This window comes from Brevundimonas sp. KH_025 (assembly GCF_057839885.1).
On record NZ_CM174501.1, the window covers coordinates 175,627 to 190,097 of the forward strand.

Annotated in this window: 16 protein-coding genes and 1 other RNA gene; 13 read left to right on the forward strand and 4 right to left on the reverse strand. The window is 67.9% G+C overall.

Annotation, left to right across the window (positions count from 1 at the left end; all coding sequences use genetic code 11):
• Positions 1-15 precede the first annotated feature (15 nt).
• Together AC3IS2_RS00870 and AC3IS2_RS00875 are read left to right on the forward strand one after the other, a co-directional pair.
• Positions 16-1,413, forward strand: coding sequence for a leucyl aminopeptidase family protein (locus AC3IS2_RS00870; protein ID WP_489198790.1), 1,398 nt, complete (start codon positions 16-18; stop codon positions 1,411-1,413).
• Between the two features lie 79 nt (positions 1,414-1,492).
• The gene (locus AC3IS2_RS00875) at positions 1,493-2,305 is read left to right on the forward strand and encodes a C40 family peptidase (RefSeq protein ID WP_489198791.1); all 813 of its coding nucleotides are present in this window, start codon (positions 1,493-1,495) and stop codon (positions 2,303-2,305) included.
• 208 nt (positions 2,306-2,513) lie between these two features.
• Here AC3IS2_RS00875 and AC3IS2_RS00880 read toward each other — a convergent pair whose 3' ends face one another.
• Positions 2,514-3,200: a c-type cytochrome gene (locus AC3IS2_RS00880; protein ID WP_489198792.1), complete on the reverse strand. Its 687-nt coding sequence runs from the start codon at positions 3,198-3,200 to the stop codon at positions 2,514-2,516.
• Between the two features lie 145 nt (positions 3,201-3,345).
• On the opposite strand from AC3IS2_RS00880, the gene AC3IS2_RS00885 reads away from it, so the two are divergent.
• Complete coding sequence (locus AC3IS2_RS00885) at positions 3,346-4,068, forward strand: 3-deoxy-manno-octulosonate cytidylyltransferase (protein WP_489198793.1); 723 nt, start codon at positions 3,346-3,348, stop codon at positions 4,066-4,068.
• Positions 4,069-4,238: 170 nt separating this feature from the next.
• Here the strand turns inward: AC3IS2_RS00885 and nudC are convergent, their stop codons facing one another.
• Positions 4,239-5,162, reverse strand: a complete 924-nt coding sequence (gene nudC, locus AC3IS2_RS00890; RefSeq protein ID WP_489198794.1) for an NAD(+) diphosphatase — start codon at positions 5,160-5,162, stop codon at positions 4,239-4,241.
• 72 nt (positions 5,163-5,234) lie between these two features.
• Between nudC and ffs the strand changes: the two genes are divergently transcribed.
• Positions 5,235-5,330: signal recognition particle sRNA small type (gene ffs, locus AC3IS2_RS00895), an RNA gene on the forward strand.
• A gap of 25 nt (positions 5,331-5,355) precedes the next feature.
• Here the strand turns inward: ffs and AC3IS2_RS00900 are convergent.
• Positions 5,356-5,973 carry a hypothetical protein gene (locus AC3IS2_RS00900; RefSeq protein WP_489198795.1) on the reverse strand — a complete coding sequence of 206 codons (618 nt, stop codon included), beginning with the start codon at positions 5,971-5,973 and terminating at the stop codon, positions 5,356-5,358.
• Positions 5,974-6,139: 166 nt separating this feature from the next.
• On the opposite strand from AC3IS2_RS00900, the gene AC3IS2_RS00905 reads away from it, so the two are divergent.
• Positions 6,140-6,544: a DUF3597 domain-containing protein gene (locus tag AC3IS2_RS00905; protein ID WP_489198796.1), complete on the forward strand. Its 405-nt coding sequence runs from the start codon at positions 6,140-6,142 to the stop codon at positions 6,542-6,544.
• 56 nt (positions 6,545-6,600) lie between these two features.
• Positions 6,601-8,448, forward strand: coding sequence for a DNA polymerase III subunit gamma/tau (locus AC3IS2_RS00910; RefSeq protein WP_489198797.1), 1,848 nt, complete (start codon positions 6,601-6,603; stop codon positions 8,446-8,448).
• Positions 8,449-8,520: 72 nt separating this feature from the next.
• Here AC3IS2_RS00910 and AC3IS2_RS00915 read toward each other — a convergent pair whose 3' ends face one another.
• A complete protein-coding gene (locus AC3IS2_RS00915) occupies positions 8,521-9,135 on the reverse strand; it encodes a malonic semialdehyde reductase (RefSeq protein ID WP_489198798.1) in 615 nt (204 codons plus the stop codon).
• Positions 9,136-9,295: 160 nt separating this feature from the next.
• Here AC3IS2_RS00915 and AC3IS2_RS00920 point away from each other — a divergent pair, with 160 nt between their 5' ends.
• The 7 genes from AC3IS2_RS00920 (at position 9,296) to AC3IS2_RS00950 (ending at position 14,470) form a co-directional block, all read left to right on the forward strand.
• On the forward strand, positions 9,296-9,625 hold the full coding sequence (locus AC3IS2_RS00920) for a YbaB/EbfC family nucleoid-associated protein (protein ID WP_436356774.1): 330 nt from the start codon (positions 9,296-9,298) through the stop codon (positions 9,623-9,625).
• Positions 9,625-10,227, forward strand: a complete 603-nt coding sequence (gene recR / locus AC3IS2_RS00925; protein WP_489198799.1) for a recombination mediator RecR — start codon at positions 9,625-9,627, stop codon at positions 10,225-10,227. Before AC3IS2_RS00920 ends, recR begins: the two co-directional genes overlap by 1 nt.
• A gap of 67 nt (positions 10,228-10,294) precedes the next feature.
• Positions 10,295-11,515 carry a DNA recombination protein RmuC gene (locus AC3IS2_RS00930; RefSeq protein ID WP_489198800.1) on the forward strand — a complete coding sequence of 407 codons (1,221 nt, stop codon included), beginning with the start codon at positions 10,295-10,297 and terminating at the stop codon, positions 11,513-11,515.
• An 81-nt stretch (positions 11,516-11,596) separates the two neighbouring features.
• Positions 11,597-12,055 carry a hypothetical protein gene (locus AC3IS2_RS00935; protein ID WP_489198801.1) on the forward strand — a complete coding sequence of 153 codons (459 nt, stop codon included), beginning with the start codon at positions 11,597-11,599 and terminating at the stop codon, positions 12,053-12,055.
• Positions 12,056-12,065: 10 nt separating this feature from the next.
• On the forward strand, positions 12,066-12,263 hold the full coding sequence (locus tag AC3IS2_RS00940) for a helix-turn-helix transcriptional regulator (protein WP_489198802.1): 198 nt from the start codon (positions 12,066-12,068) through the stop codon (positions 12,261-12,263).
• A 56-nt stretch (positions 12,264-12,319) separates the two neighbouring features.
• The gene (locus tag AC3IS2_RS00945; RefSeq protein WP_489198803.1) at positions 12,320-13,270 is read left to right on the forward strand and encodes a TraB/GumN family protein; all 951 of its coding nucleotides are present in this window, start codon (positions 12,320-12,322) and stop codon (positions 13,268-13,270) included.
• Between the two features lie 378 nt (positions 13,271-13,648).
• The gene (locus tag AC3IS2_RS00950) at positions 13,649-14,470 is read left to right on the forward strand and encodes a hypothetical protein (RefSeq protein ID WP_489198804.1); all 822 of its coding nucleotides are present in this window, start codon (positions 13,649-13,651) and stop codon (positions 14,468-14,470) included.
• The last annotated feature ends 1 nt before the right edge of the window (position 14,471 follow it).

Sequence of the window (14,471 nt, forward strand, 5' to 3'; positions counted from 1 at the left end):
GGAAAGGCTCGCCCCATGTCCGTGGTCCACCTCGACCTGCTGATCGCTTCTTCCGACGCCGCGAGCCCGGTGCGCGTGGTCGCGCAGGGCCAAGGACTGCGGCAGGGGCTGACGGGCAAGCAGGCCGCCTGGGCCGAGGCCAACGGCTTCACCGGCAAGACGGGGCAACTGCTGATCGTCCCCGGCGACGACGGCGCGGCGGCCGAGGCCCTGTTCGGCGCGGGCGAAGCCTTCGAGCCGATGAGCGTCCGCTCCTTGCCGACGCGCCTGCCCGCCGGCGACTGGCGTCTGGAGGGCGTCGAGGGCGAGGCGGCGCAACAAGCCGCCCTGGCCTTCGCTCTCGGCGGCTATCTGTTCGACCGCTACAAGGCCCGGCCCGAGCGCGGTCGCGCCCGTCTGGTCGCCCCCGCCGGCCTCGATCTGGCCGAGACGCTGAACATCGCCGCCGCCGCCGCCCTGGCCCGCGAGATGGTCGACACCCCCGCCGCCGACATGGGGCCGCTGCAGATCGAAACCATCGCCCGCGAGATTTCTCTAAGCGCCGGCGCCACCCTGACCGTCACCACCGGCGACGCCCTGCTGGAAGACAACTACCCGGCCGTCCACGCCGTCGGCCGCGCCGCCGCCCCGCACCGCGCGCCGCGGGTGCTGGAAATCGGCTGGAAGCTGGACCAGATCGATCTGCCGCTGGTGGCCCTGGTCGGCAAGGGGGTGGTGTTCGACACCGGCGGTCTGGACCTCAAGCCCGCCGCCGGGATGCGCAATATGAAGAAGGACATGGGCGGTTCGGCCCACGCCCTGGCGCTCGGTCGCCTGATCATGCAGGCCGACCTGCCGGTGCGCCTGGTGGTGCTGGTCGCCGCTGTCGAGAACGCGGTGTCCGCCGACGCCTTCCGCCCCGGCGACATCCTGAACAGCCGCAAGGGTCTGACCATCGAGATCGGCAACACCGACGCCGAAGGCCGCCTGATCCTGGCCGACGTCCTGACGCGGGCGGGCGAGCATGACCCCGACCTGACGCTGGATTTCGCCACCCTGACCGGGGCGGCGCGCATGGCGCTCGGTCCCGAACTGCCGCCCCTCTACACCGACGACGAGGCCCTGGCCGAGGGCATCCTCAGCGCCGGACGGGCGGTGGGCGATCCCCTGTGGCGGATGCCGCTGTGGGCCGGCTATCGCGCCTCGCTGGACAGCGAGATCGCCGATCTGCGCAATGATTCCGCCGCCTGGGCCCAGGCCGGATCGGTGACGGCGGCCCTGTTCCTGCAGAAGTTCGCGCCGACGACGGGGTCGTGGGCCCACATGGACATCTTCGCCTGGAACCCGCGCGCCCGTCCGGGGCACCCGGAAGGCGGCGAAGCCCAGGCTCTGCGCGCCTGCTACCGCTATCTGCGCGAGCGATTCGCCAAATAGCCAAGGCTGTTAACGCCCGATTTGGCTTCGGCGTTTACAAACAGCGGCTCACCCGCGTGAAGCGCCGCCGAGTCCTCGATTGTCCGACCTTCTGGCCCTTATTCCGCCCGGCCCGCCTCTGATCCTTCGGGACGGAGAGCGGACCGTGCTGGCCGAACAGGCGCTGGAAGGCCTGATGCGGGCCGAGGCCTATCGCCGGACCGAGCCCATGCATTGCCGGGTTCCGGTCGCGGACATTCTGTCCGACGCGGACCAACGCATCGACCAGCTGCTGCACGGCGAGGCCTTTGACGTGCTTCACCGTCAGAACGACCGAGGCCAGATGCGAGCTTGGGGCCGGGCGCGCCGCGACGGCGTCGTCGGCTGGGTCGCGCTTGATGTTCTGTCGCCCGGCGCGCCCCTGGCCAGCCGTCGCGTTTCCTCCGTCTCCGCCGCCCTGCCGCTGAACGCCCTGGTCGGCGACGCCGCCGAGGGGCTGAGCGACGCTGACCTTCAACCCGTCGGCGACTTCGAGCGCGAGCCGGTCGCCGTGGCCGAGCGCTTGCTGGGCCGCCCGCACGCCCTGGGGGCCCGTTCCTCGTTCGAGACCGATTGTTCGGGTCTGGTGCAGCAAGCGCTGCTGGCCTGCGGCCTGCCCGGCCCGCGCCGCTCCGACGCCCAGGCTGATCTGGGCCGTCCCATCGCGCGCGAAGCCGCGCAGCGCGGCGATCTCGTCGTCTGGATGGCCCCGGCGGGCGACGACTGGACCGGCCATTCGGCCATCATGGTCGACGCCGATCAGGTCATCCACTCCACCGGCGCGCGCGGCGGCGTGGTCATCGAGCCTCTGGCCGAGGTCGAAGCGCGGCTGACCGGCGAAGGCTTCGCTTCGGCTGTGTTCCGCCGGCTGTAGTCAGCCCCTTCCTTCCGTCATCCCGGCCGCAGCCTCGCATCGCGAGGCGTAGAGCCGGGACCGCCCAGAACGCTGACGGCGGAGTGTCTTGCGGTCCCGGATAGCCCTGCGGGCTTCCGGGATGACGGTGCTTGCGATCGCTTCTGCCGAAACGAAGAAAAGGCGACCCGAAGGCCGCCTTTCCCAAGTCGTTCGACTGTCGCTGCCCTTAGGCGGCGGGCGCTGCCGCCGGGGCCGCAGCCGGAGCGGCCGGAGCCGCGCCTTCAGCCGCCGGAGCCGCAGCGGCGTCGGCCGGAGCCGCAGCCGCGTCAGCCGCCGGAGCCGCAGCCGCGCCCGGCTGGCGAGCCGGGTCCGCAGCCGGGATGGCGAAGCCGCCCGAGCCTTGCGTGCGCAGCCAGGCGATCAGGTTGATGCGGGTCTTCTCGTCGCGGATGCCGGCGAAGGACATCTTGGTGCCCGGGACGTAGCGGCCCGGCGCGGTCAGGAAGGCGTCGATCTGGTCATAGCCCCAGGTCGGAGCCTCGGCCTTGTGCTTGGTCATGGCGTCCGAATAGGCGAAGCCGGCACGGTGCATGACCGGGCCGCCGAGGACGGCGTTCAGGTTCGGACCGATGCCGTCCGCGCCGCCGGCATTGGCGGTGTGGCAGGCCTGGCAGCGCGCGAAGGCGGCTTCACCGGCGGCCAGGTCGGCGGTCGGCAGGACCGTGCCCCAGTCGATCGGCAGGGCGGCCGCTTCGGCGCCTGCGGATTCTTCCGGTGCATCCACGAAGTAGCCCATCTTTTCGGGCTGCTTGGTGTGATACACCATGCCCGAAACCTGCTGGACCACCAGGATCACAAAGGCGGTGCCCAGGCACGCGCCCATAATCTTGTTCCACTTCAGATCGCCGCTCATGCGCGTCGTCGCTTCCCGTCTCTAATGAGCCCCCCCACCGCGAAGCGGCGTCAGGCGTATTCTTGCGTCGGCGTCTCTTACACGCTAGCGCGACCTTCGCAACCGGCCCGGGCGCTTCCGGGCGCCTCTGGACGTCGTCAAGTCGATGAATCCGCTGATAATGATACCCGCTCGCATGGCGGCGACCCGTTTGCCGGGCAAGCCGCTGGCCGATATCGGCGGCAAGCCCATGATCGTGCGGGCCTGGGAGCAGGCGGCCCTGTCCGGTTTCCGCGTCGCCGTGGCGGCGGGCGATCCCGAGATCGTCGAGGTCGTCGAGGCGGCGGGCGGTCTCGCCGTCCTGACCGATCCCGCCCTGCCCAGCGGTTCCGACCGCATCCGCGCGGCGGTCGAGGCCGTCGATCCCGACGGCGAGCATGATCTGGTCATCAACATCCAGGGCGACATGCCCTTCGCCTCGCCCGATCTGGCGCGGGCCTGCGCCGACCTGCTGGCGCGCGAATCGGCCTGCGACATCGCCACCCTGGTCGCCGCCGAGGCCGAGATCTCGGACCGGACCAATCCCGACGTGGTCAAGGCGGTCCTGGCCCTGGCTGACGGCGAGACCAGCGGCCGCGCCCTCTACTTCACCCGCTCGACCCTGTACGGCGACGGTCCGATCTGGCGCCACGTCGGCATCTACGGCTATCGCCGCGAGGCCCTGATGCGCTTCTGCGCCGCCCCGCCGTCGCCGCTGGAGAAGCGCGAAAAGCTGGAGCAGCTGCGGGCGCTGGAAATGGGCCTGCAGATATGGGCCTCGGTCATCGACGAAGCGCCGCTGTCGGTCGACAATCCGGCGGATCTGGAGGCGGCCAGAAAGCTGGCTTGAGGAATAGGCCGCTAGACCAACCTCTGCCGCTCATCCCGGCGAAGGCCGGGATCCAGATCAAAAGGCTCCGACCTTCAGGATCTTGTGGAGCTGTCCTGCGCTCCGACAGGCTGCTCGTGGTGCTTGCATCTGGATCCCGGCCTTCGCCGGGATGAGCGATGTGATGGCTGTCAGTCCTGAGCCAGCGCCCAGGTCTCCAGCAGCCGCCGCGCGATGGCGAAGGGCGGCGGGGCGTGGATGGCGCCGTGCGTTCCCGCCAGCACCGCTCGCGCCTCGGTCCGGGTCAGCCAGGCCACGGCCTCCAGTTCTGTCTGGTCCGGTGCGGCCTCGTCCGTCGTCACCTCGGCGATCAGGCCGATCATCAGCTGGGCCGGGAAGGGCCAGGGCTGGCTGGAGTGATAGACGACATCCGAGACAGTCAGCCCCGCCTCCTCCATCACCTCGCGGGCGCAGGCCTCCTCGATGGATTCGCCCGGCTCCATGAAGCCGGCCAGGGCCGACATCCGGCCTTCGGGCCAGACGGCCTGGCGCCCCAGCAGGCAGCGTGGTTCGGCTCCGCCCTTGTAGACCGGCAGCATGATGACGACGGGATCGACGCGCGGGAAATGCTCGACCCCGCAGGCCGGGCAGACGCGCCGCCAGCCGCCCGAGGCCTGATCCGTCGCCTTGCCGCAGGCGGCGCAGAAGCCGTGGCGGCGGCGCCAGTCGAACAGGCTCTTGGCCGTCCCGGCGATGGCGACGTCGGTTTCCGACAGGGCCGCCGCCGCCGCGCGCATCTCGATGAATTGGCCGAGGCCCCCCGCTGGACCCGAAGTCGGGTCGATCGAGCCTTCGAACTCGACGGCGAAGACCGGCGCGCCTTTCCACAGACCCAGGAAGACGTCGCGGTCCGGGACCAGATCGCGCCCGTGGCCCAGCGCCAGCCAGACCAGCCTCTGTCCGCCCTCATGGTCTTCGACCAGAGGCCGTCCCTCCCACAGGACCATGGCCAGGGCTTCGGGATTGGCTTCCTGCTCGCCCAGCCAGGCAAGGTCGTTGCGAAGATCGCCGGAGCGGTCGAGCGGATTGCCGGAGAAGGCGTTGCGATGGGGCATGGCGCTTCATACTCCTGACAAGACGACGCGGGGAGGGGTCTTGATTCCCGCGTCGCCACCCGTCATATCCCCTCTCGGAGATCGCGGGCGAAGGCTTCGCCAATCTGGTCAGGGCCGGAAGGCAGCAGCCACAACGAATTCACCTTCGGGTCGCGGTCTCTACTTTCCTCACATTAGTCGATGCAGCCGAGGTCTATGAGGCCGGTCGAAGTGCGCCCAACGCAAAGCCGGTCATGTCGTCTATGTTCAAGGTGTAGATGACGTAGATTTGGCGCTTCCGCATTTCCGCGATGAGGGCCTCGGCGTCGAGGCTATCCAGTCCCGTCTCCGGTACGAACCCGCCGTCCTTTTTAGAATAGGCCCATAGCGTCATCTCTCCTGCCGTTTCGGGCGGAAAGCCGAGATGCGCGGTCATACGTTCATTGAGCGTGGGGTCGTCGGTCTTGAACGAGAACAGCATGCAGGCGTCGAGCCTGAGGCCGTCGATGTCGAAGGCGGAGTTGCCGTCGCTCCAGCCGGTCATCACGACTTCCAGGGAACTGGCGGCTTCGGCAAGCTCTGCTTCGTCGAGTTTTGTCGGGTCGAAGCTGAGGCGAACGGCCGGGTCCTGAAACTCACTGCCCAGGTCGCCCAGAGTCTCGGAGGGCATTTCAACCCAGTCACGATCGCGCACGATCTCGTCGATGGCGCGGGCGTCGGCGTTAGTGGTCAGGCAGATGTCGACGAACGATTGGACAGGCTCGGCTGTCGCCGCGCTAGCGATCAGCCAGGCGGCAGAGCCGACAAGGCCCATGACGGCTCTGTTTTTCATTATCATTCCCCCGCTTGTGGCCCGATGATCGTATCAGGTCAAAATCGAAGAACAATGATCGCCATTTCGGTCCTGGCGTTTCATCGCTGCCCCCCTTCGCGCAAGCTTCACGGAACCGGAACGCGGTTCGTTCGCTGAAAGGCTTCACCCTTTCAGGAGCGAGCGGATGAGCATTCTCGGGTCTATCCTCGGCGGCATCTTCAAGAAGAAGAAGCCTGAGGTCGTCACGCCGACGTCGGGCCCCGCGCCCACGGTCGCGCCGACGGCCCAGACGCAGTTCACCCCGGCCCCCGCGGCCGCAGCCGTGGCCGAGGCGCCCGAGGTCGATGTCGCCGGCATCCTCGACTTCATGAACGACCAGAAGGCGCAGAAGCTGAACTGGCGGACCTCCATCGTCGACCTGATGAAGCTGGTCGGGCTGGAATCCTCCCTGTCCGAGCGCAAGGAACTGGCCGACGAACTGGGCTATGCCGGCGACAAGTCCGACAGCGCCTCGATGAACATCTGGCTGCACGCCCAGGTGATTCAGAAGATCAAGGACAACGGCGGCCGTCTGCCCACCGATCTCTGAGCCCCGTCTCTCGCGAGGGGGTGCGCGACCGCGCCCTCTCGCGCTAAGACAGGATCATGAGCGACGTCGATCCGAGTCTTGATGGCCCTCCCTGGGAGGAGGACGTTCCCGAGCGGGACGAGAACACCGACGACATGTTCGGCGCGCCCGCCGCTGCGCCCGAGCCTGTAGCGGCGCCGGCTCCTGCAGCGACGCCTGCGCCTGCGAAAGCTGCGCCCGTCGAGGACGAGCCCGCCGACGACGGCGCCTACAAGGTTCTGGCGCGCAAATACCGGCCGCGCACCTTCGAGGACCTGATCGGTCAGGAGGCCATGGTCAGGACCCTGACCAACGCCTTCGCCACCGGCCGCATCGCCCACGCCTTCATGCTGACCGGGGTGCGGGGCGTCGGCAAGACGACGACCGCCCGCCTGCTGGCCCGCGCGCTGAACAACGAAACTGACGTCATCGACAAGCCGTCGCTGAGCCTGACGGCGCACGGCCGCCACGACGCCTCCATCATGGCCGGCCAGCACATGGACGTCATGGAGATGGACGCGGCCTCGCACACCGGCGTCAACGACATCCGCGACATTCTGGAAAGCGTCCGCTACGCGCCGGTCGAGGCCCGCTACAAGGTCTATGTCCTCGACGAGGTCCACATGCTGTCGACGCAGGCGTTCAACGCCCTGCTGAAGACGCTGGAGGAACCGCCGCCCCACGCCAAATTCATCTTCGCCACCACCGAGATCCGCAAGGTGCCGGTGACGATCCTGTCGCGCTGCCAGCGCTTCGACCTGCGCCGCGTCGAGCCGGAGGTACTGGTCGGGCACCTGTCGCGTATCGCCGACCGCGAAGGCATGAAGATCGAGCAGGAGGCCCTGGCCCTGATCTCGCGCGCCGCCGAGGGCTCGGTGCGCGACGGCCTGTCCTTGCTGGATCAGGCCCTGGTTCAGGCCGAGCACGGCGAGACGGTGCAGACGGCGACCGTGCGCGACATGCTGGGTCTGGCCGACCGCACCCAGACCATAGCCCTGTTCGAATCGATCATGGCCGGACGCACGGCCGAGGCGCTGGAGAATTTCCGCACCCTCTACGGCTATGGCGCTGATCCGGTGCAGGTGACCACCGACCTGCTGGAGCATTGCCACGCGGCCTCGGTCGCCAAGATGCTGGGCCCGAACGCCACCCGTCTGCCCAATGATCAGGCGCAGAAGCTGACGGCTCTGGGCGCGGCGATTTCCGCTGGCACCCTGTCGCGCACCTGGCAGATGCTGCTCAAGGCGCTGGACGAGGTGCGGCGCGCGCCGAACCCGGCCGACGCCGTGGAAATGGCCATCGTCCGCCTGGCCTACGCCGCCGACCTGCCGGGACCGGAAGAGGCGCTGAAGGCCATCCAGTCGGGCGGCACCCTGCCGGGCGGCTCCGGCGGTCCGCGCGGCGGCGGCGGTGGAGGCGGCGGCGCCTCGGCCATGCTGGCGGCGCGGCCCATGGCCCAGCCGGCCCTTCCCGATCCCCAGACCTTCGAGGCCGTGGTCGCCTTGATCGGCGACAAGCGTGAAATCACGCTGCAGATGGACGTCGAGCGCTATGTGAAGCCGGTGTCGTTCAAGCCCGGGGCCATCGTCTATGAACCGGCGGCGGGTTCGCCCGTCGATCTGGCGCGGCGCCTGGCCTCGCGGCTCAAGGAATGGACCGGCCGCACCTGGCTGATCGCCGCCAATGGTCAGGGCGGCGGCGAGACCCTGATCGAGGTCGAGAAAAAGGCCCGCTCCGCCCGCCGTGCGGCGGTCGAGGCGGACCCCTTCATCGTCTCCATCATGCAGGCCTTCCCCGGCGCCGAGATCAAGGAGATCAAGACCCTGGCCCCGGCGGTCGAAATGCCCGCCATCCCGGAAGACGACGAGGCCGGCGAAGAGGACTGATCGTCATCCCGGAAGCCCGCAGGGCTATCCGGGACCGCAAGATGCGCGCCGTCCGGGATGACGGTCTCTGGCTTACAGAATCTGCGCGGCTTCCTCGAAGTCGAGGCGGGGCGAGCGCGGGAACAGGTTCTCGTCCGTGCCGTAGCCCAGGTTCATGATGAAGTTCGGCTCGACGTTGCTGTCGGGGAAGAACTCGGCCTTCACGCCTGCCGCGTCAAAGCCCGACATCGGACCCACGTCCAGACCCAGGGCCCGCGCCGCGATGGTCAGATAGCCGCCCTGCAGCGAGGCGTTGCGGAAGGCGGCTTCACGACGACCGGCTTCGTCCAGGAACCAGTCACGGGCGCCCGGGGCGTGCGGGAACAGTTTCGGCAGATGGTCGTGGAAGTCGATGTCCTGGGCGATGATCAGGTTGACCGGCGCGGCCAGGGTCTTGGCGCGGTTGCCCTCGCTCATGTGCACGGACAGACGGGCCTTGGCCTCGGGCGAGGTGATGAAGACGAAGCGAGCGGGCGTGGCGTTGACCGCCGTCGGGCCGAACTTGGTCAGGTCATAGAGCTGGCGGATCAGGTCGTCGGACACCGGCCGGTCGCTCCAGCCGTTGCGTGTGCGCGCCTCGGTGAACAGCTGGGCCAGAACGGTGTCGGAAACCGGAACGTCGCGGGCGGAAAGGGCGTCGAAGGCCATCGGGAAAGCTCCTGAACAGGATTAGCAACTTCAGTTGTGGCTAATATGGCTCGACGCGCGCCACCGTCAAGAGGATTCGCTACAAAATCTGTTGCTGATGCAGATCCATGTTCTGCAGGAGGGTCTGGAGCCGCGCGGCGGATCGCCCTATCTAGGGGGGATGAAAGACCTCAACGCCCTGATGCAACAGGCCCAGGCCATGCAGCAAAAGCTGCAGGACGCCCAGGCCAAGATGGCCGAAACCACCGCCGAGGGCACCTCGGGCGGCGGCCTTGTCTCCATCGCCCTGAAAGGCCCCGGCGAGATCACCTCGGTGAAGATCGACGACAGCCTGATGGCCCCCGGCGAAGGCGAGATCCTGGCCGACCTGATCGTCGCCGCCCACGCCGACGCCAAGCGCAAGCTGGACGAGGTCAACAACGCCTTGATGCGCGAGGCCGCCGGCCCCATGGCCGGGATGAACATCCCGGGAATGCCGAAACTCTTCTGATGGCCGCCTCCGCCGGGCCGGAAATCGAACGGCTCATCAGCCTGCTGGCCAAGCTGCCGGGCATGGGGCCGCGTTCGGCCCGGCGTGCGGCCCTGGCCCTGTTGAAGCGCCGCGAGCAACTGCTGGTGCCGCTGGCGGCGTCCTTGGCCGAGACGGCGGAGAAGGTCGTCAACTGCTCGGTCTGCGCCGCGCCCGACACCCGCGATCCCTGCTCCATCTGTTCCGACGACAGCCGCGACAACGCCCTGATCTGCGTGGTCGAGGAGGCCGGCGCCCTGTGGGCCATGGAGCGGTCGGGCGCCTTTCGCGGCAAGTATCATGTGCTGGGGGGCCTGCTGTCCGCCCTGGACGGCGTCGGCCCTGAACAACTGCGCATCGCCGAGCTGATCGGCCGGGCGAAAGGCGGCGAGGCGAGGGAGGTCGTCCTGGCCCTGCCCGCCACCGTCGACGGCCAGACGACGGCCCACTACCTGGCCGAACGCCTGTCGGCGGCTGGGGTGGAAGTCACCTCTCTGGCGCGCGGCGTCCCCGTCGGCGGCGAACTGGACTGGTTGGACGACGGCACCATCATCCAGGCCCTGCGGGCGCGACGCCCCGCCTGACCCCCCCACGTCCGAAGCCGACGCGGCTCAGCTTTCAACGGCCTGCGACTCCGGCTAGGAACGGAGCATGAACACGCTCGAACTCATTCTGCTGGTCGTCGCCGTGGCCGCTGTCGCCGGCTTCTTCTGGGCCTTCATGGGCTGGCAGAAGACCAAGGGCGCGCTCGACGCCGCCGACGCCCGGCTGGAACTGATGGAGGAGAGCCGCGATTCCATGGCGGAGTTTCTCAAGGCTCAGGCCTCGCAGTCGGCCGAGGCCGTGGCGACCAAGCTGGTGGCTCGCGCCACCGAGACCTTCCAGGCCCAGGACCGCTTCGCCCGCGAGCGGATGGAGGCCCAGCTCAAGCCCGTCTCCGAGACCCTGGCCAAGTTCCAGGAACACGTCGCCGCCCTGGAGAAGACCCGCGCCGAGGACACCGGTGGGCTGAAGGAGCAACTGGCCGCCCTGATGACCGCCTCGACCGCCACCCGCGACGAGGCGCGCCGTCTGACCGAAGCGCTGAAGGGCAACACCGGCCGTCGCGGCCGCTGGGGCGAGCAGACCTGTCGCAATGTGCTGGAGGCCGCCGGCATGGCGGGCCGCTTCGACTTCGAGGAGCAGAACTCCTCGGCCAATGACGAGGGCCGACAGCAGCGCCCGGACTTTATCGTCAAATTGCCCGGCGGCGGCATGTTCGTCATCGACGCCAAGGTGTCGCTGGCCTTCGCCGACGAGGCCGACGGCGACGAGGAGGCCCAGGGCAAGGCCATGTCGGCCCGCACCGCCGCCAGCATGAAGACCCACGTCCGCCAGCTGTCGTCCAAGGCCTATCAGGACCAGTTCAAGCCCAGCCCCGACTTCGTCGCCATGTTCGTGCCCGGCGACGCCTTCCTCGCCGCCGCCCTGGATCATGAGCCGGACCTGATGACCCAGGCCATGGCCTCGCGCGTCGTCATCGTTACGCCGACCACCCTGTTCGCCCTGTGCAAGGCGGTGGCTTACGGCTGGCGCGCCGAGGAGCAGGCGCGCAACGCCGAGGACGTCGCCAAGCTGGGCAAGGAGCTCTACAAACGCCTGTCGGTCATGGGCGGCCACGCCGCCTCGGTCGGCCGGGCGCTGGAGACGGCGGTGGGCAAGTACAACCAGTTCGTCGGCTCGCTGGAGAGCCAGGTCATGGTCTCGGCCCGCCGCTTCGAGGACCTGCAGGTCGACCACGAGGGCAAGGACCTGCCCGAACTGCCCGCCGTCGAGCAGTCGCCGCGCACCCTCAGCCGCCCCGAACTGCTGAACGCTCCGGCGGCGGAGTGACCGCTTCACTACGGTGACAATGACGCTTGACGCGGTGGGGCGTAGTTGTAAAACTTCCTTGTCAATCGGCAGGGGACCGAAATGAGCGCCAAACGCAAACTGATGAAGACATCCGCCGTCGTGGGCGGGGGGCTGCTGGCCACCGGATTGATCGCCGGCGTGGCGATTGCGTATCTGTCGTCGTCCGGGGCGGACTTGACGGTGAACACCGCCACCTTCTGGATCATCGTCGCCATCGCCGTCGCCGCCATGGTCGCGGCCCTGTGGTTCGGCTTCCTGTGGATGCGCTCGATCGACGAGGCGGCGCGCGAGGCGCATAAATGGGCCTGGTACTGGGGCGGCTCCAGCGGCATGGCTGTCGGCGGCGTCCTGGTCATGTTGGCCGCCTTGCCGCAGGCGGCGCAGGTGAGCATTCCCACTTGGTTCATTGAACGGGCCGATCCCGCAGCCTATGCCGCCACCGGCGCCTTTGGCATGTTGACCCTGATGATCATCGGCTACGCCATCGCCTGGGGCTGGTGGTGGTTGGCGCGGCGTTGAGGGGCGGGGCATGAACAACCGCCTCAAGGTCCTGCGTGCCGAGCGCGACTGGAGCCAGGCCCACCTGGCGACCGAACTCGGCGTCTCGCGCCAGACGGTCAATGCGCTGGAGACGGGCCGCTACGACCCCTCCTTGCCGCTGGCTTTCAAGATCGCGCGCCTGTTCCAACTGCCGATCGAATCCATCTTCTCCGACGACGAGGGCTGAGGTCGGCCCTCGCGGCCGCCTGATTCTCGTCCCGCCGTCCTGACAAGGAGCTCGCCATGACCTTCGCCCCTATCTGGACCCGATCGATCGCCATGCTCGCTGCGGGCGTCGCCGCGTCGGCCTTGTGGCTGGCGCCGTCCGCCTTGGCCCAGACGCCCGCCGCCGCCAAGCCGGTCGCCGTGACGGCCGCCCCCAAGGGCTCCGGCCCAGGCTTGTGGGTGGTGCGCGACGCGGATTCCACCCTCTATCTGTTCGGCACGGTCCATGTGCTGAAGCCGGACACGCCCTGGGGCACGGCGCGCATGGACAAGGCCTTCGCCAGCGCCGATGAATACTGGTTCGAGATCGCCGACCTGAACGACCAGTCCGGCGTCATGCCGCTGATCCAGGCCAAGGGGGTTTCGCCCGACCGGCCTCTGTCCAGCCTGCTGACGCCGGACGAAATGGCCGCTCTCGACGCCGCTGCGCGCACCGTCGGCGCCAGCGCGGCGCAACTCAACCCGCTGCGGCCCTGGCTGGCCAGCCTGCAACTGGCCTTGGCCTCTATCCAGAAGGCCGGCTACGTCGCGGCCAACGGCGGCGACCAGATCCTTCACGCCCGCGCCGCCGCCACCGGCAAGCCGATCAGGGGCTTCGAGACCGCGCCCCAGCAGATCGGCTTCGTCGCCGACATGTCGGAGGCCGCCCAACTGGCCATGCTGCGCTCCGGCCTCAAGGAATTCGATCAGGCCGACGCCTTCCTCGGACGGATGGTGACGGCCTGGTCCACCGGCGACGTCGATGAACTGGACGCCCTGATCGGCCAGGAGATGCGTGATGAATCGGCCGAGATGTACGCCGTCATGCTGACCCGCCGGAACCAGGCCTGGGCCGATCAGATCCAGTCCCTGCTGGCCGGATCGGGCACGGCCTTCATCTCGGTCGGGGCGGGCCATCTGGCCGGCCCCGACAGCCTTCAGGCCCAGCTCGAACAGCGCGGCGTCCATGTCGAACAGGTCGCCGACTGAGGCTCTGGTTCGATCGAATTTCCTCAGGCCCGGCCCCGCGCCGGGCCTTTTCTTTTCAGCCCCGCCCTCTATGGTCCGCCCCCAGCGCGGCCGTAGTTCAGAGGTAGAACGTCAGCTTCCCAAGCTGACTTAACCTCTGTAAAAACAATCTGTTGGATGTAAACCGCTTCGGTTTTTGCCCAGCGAGCACGCACGGGATCAGGCGCACTGTAAACCGTGAGAGTCCTCTCGGTTTCATTGGCGGGGCGATGCCTTGGTGACAGGCAATCGGTATTTCATTAACGCCCCATAATGAGGTTCGAATGCCTATGGTGGTACGGTACCTTGACTGCGCTGGGTTACGCCGATAGGGCAGCGCAGCGGATGACGAGAGGGGCAATGGCAGCACTGGCGCACTGGCGTCCCGTTAGGGACACGCATGCCATTCAATCAGCGCAACTGGGTGTGCAGTTCGGGCAGCCGGCGGGCGATGTCCTGTTCCGACGTGCTGATGCTGCTGTGTCGAAGCAGGCGCACCCCGCTGGCTTCATGGAACGACAACCCCTGAACGCTGGCCCGTTCCCGTTTCCATTTGTGCTGCCTCCAGGCGCGATCGTCGAGCAAGCTGAACAAGGCTATGTTTACGGACGACGCGAAGAGAGCGGCGGTATCGCTGAGCAGTTCACCCTTGCTCGCGATGGCTTCAAGTACGAGCAGTTTCTCTACAGCAGGTGGGCTCCGTTCCGTGAACGAGCGGCGCTGCTAATGAGTTCGGGCGTCGAGCAGTTCGCGGGAGTGTCTTCGCTCGCGACGATCACGTCCGGCTACGTCGATGTGTTCGAGTTTTCTGGGTCTGAAGAACCTGATGTTTCCGAGGTCATCAGTGCAGATAGCCCGTTTGTCGCTGGTGGTAGCCATCGGTCGTCGGTGCTCTGGCACACCTATTCGGGATTCTTCGAGTACCCTGACCCGGCGACGCGGCGACTCATTCAGGTGAACATCGATGTTCTGCCCGGAGATCCATCCGGCAAACCGCACATGATAAAGATCGTTACGCAGGTAGTTGATCAGTTCGGCCAGGCCGAGTCAGCACCGCTCGATCCGGAGCAGGTGGATTGGGCCTTCATCGTCAATCACGCGGATGAGCAACACCAGAGACTGAAAGGTTTGCTCGCACAGGTGTTGACGCCAGCTGCGGCGCAAGCCATCTCTTTGGCGTAGC

What these genes read in the sequence shown, in the direction of transcription:
- AC3IS2_RS00870 (WP_489198790.1), top strand. Translation starts at nt 16, where the DNA reads ATGTCCGTGGTCCACCTCGACCTGCTGATCGCTTCTTCCGACGCCGCG.
- AC3IS2_RS00880 (WP_489198792.1), bottom strand. Translation starts at nt 3,200, where the DNA reads ATGAGCGGCGATCTGAAGTGGAACAAGATTATGGGCGCGTGCCTGGGC.
- AC3IS2_RS00885 (WP_489198793.1), top strand. Translation starts at nt 3,346, where the DNA reads ATGAATCCGCTGATAATGATACCCGCTCGCATGGCGGCGACCCGTTTG.
- nudC (WP_489198794.1), bottom strand. Translation starts at nt 5,162, where the DNA reads ATGCCCCATCGCAACGCCTTCTCCGGCAATCCGCTCGACCGCTCCGGC.
- AC3IS2_RS00900 (WP_489198795.1), bottom strand. Translation starts at nt 5,973, where the DNA reads ATGAAAAACAGAGCCGTCATGGGCCTTGTCGGCTCTGCCGCCTGGCTG.
- AC3IS2_RS00905 (WP_489198796.1), top strand. Translation starts at nt 6,140, where the DNA reads ATGAGCATTCTCGGGTCTATCCTCGGCGGCATCTTCAAGAAGAAGAAG.
- AC3IS2_RS00910 (WP_489198797.1), top strand. Translation starts at nt 6,601, where the DNA reads ATGAGCGACGTCGATCCGAGTCTTGATGGCCCTCCCTGGGAGGAGGAC.
- AC3IS2_RS00915 (WP_489198798.1), bottom strand. Translation starts at nt 9,135, where the DNA reads ATGGCCTTCGACGCCCTTTCCGCCCGCGACGTTCCGGTTTCCGACACC.
- AC3IS2_RS00920 (WP_436356774.1), top strand. Translation starts at nt 9,296, where the DNA reads ATGAAAGACCTCAACGCCCTGATGCAACAGGCCCAGGCCATGCAGCAA.
- recR (WP_489198799.1), top strand. Translation starts at nt 9,625, where the DNA reads ATGGCCGCCTCCGCCGGGCCGGAAATCGAACGGCTCATCAGCCTGCTG.
- AC3IS2_RS00930 (WP_489198800.1), top strand. Translation starts at nt 10,295, where the DNA reads ATGAACACGCTCGAACTCATTCTGCTGGTCGTCGCCGTGGCCGCTGTC.
- AC3IS2_RS00935 (WP_489198801.1), top strand. Translation starts at nt 11,597, where the DNA reads ATGAGCGCCAAACGCAAACTGATGAAGACATCCGCCGTCGTGGGCGGG.
- AC3IS2_RS00940 (WP_489198802.1), top strand. Translation starts at nt 12,066, where the DNA reads ATGAACAACCGCCTCAAGGTCCTGCGTGCCGAGCGCGACTGGAGCCAG.
- AC3IS2_RS00945 (WP_489198803.1), top strand. Translation starts at nt 12,320, where the DNA reads ATGACCTTCGCCCCTATCTGGACCCGATCGATCGCCATGCTCGCTGCG.
- AC3IS2_RS00950 (WP_489198804.1), top strand. Translation starts at nt 13,649, where the DNA reads ATGGCAGCACTGGCGCACTGGCGTCCCGTTAGGGACACGCATGCCATT.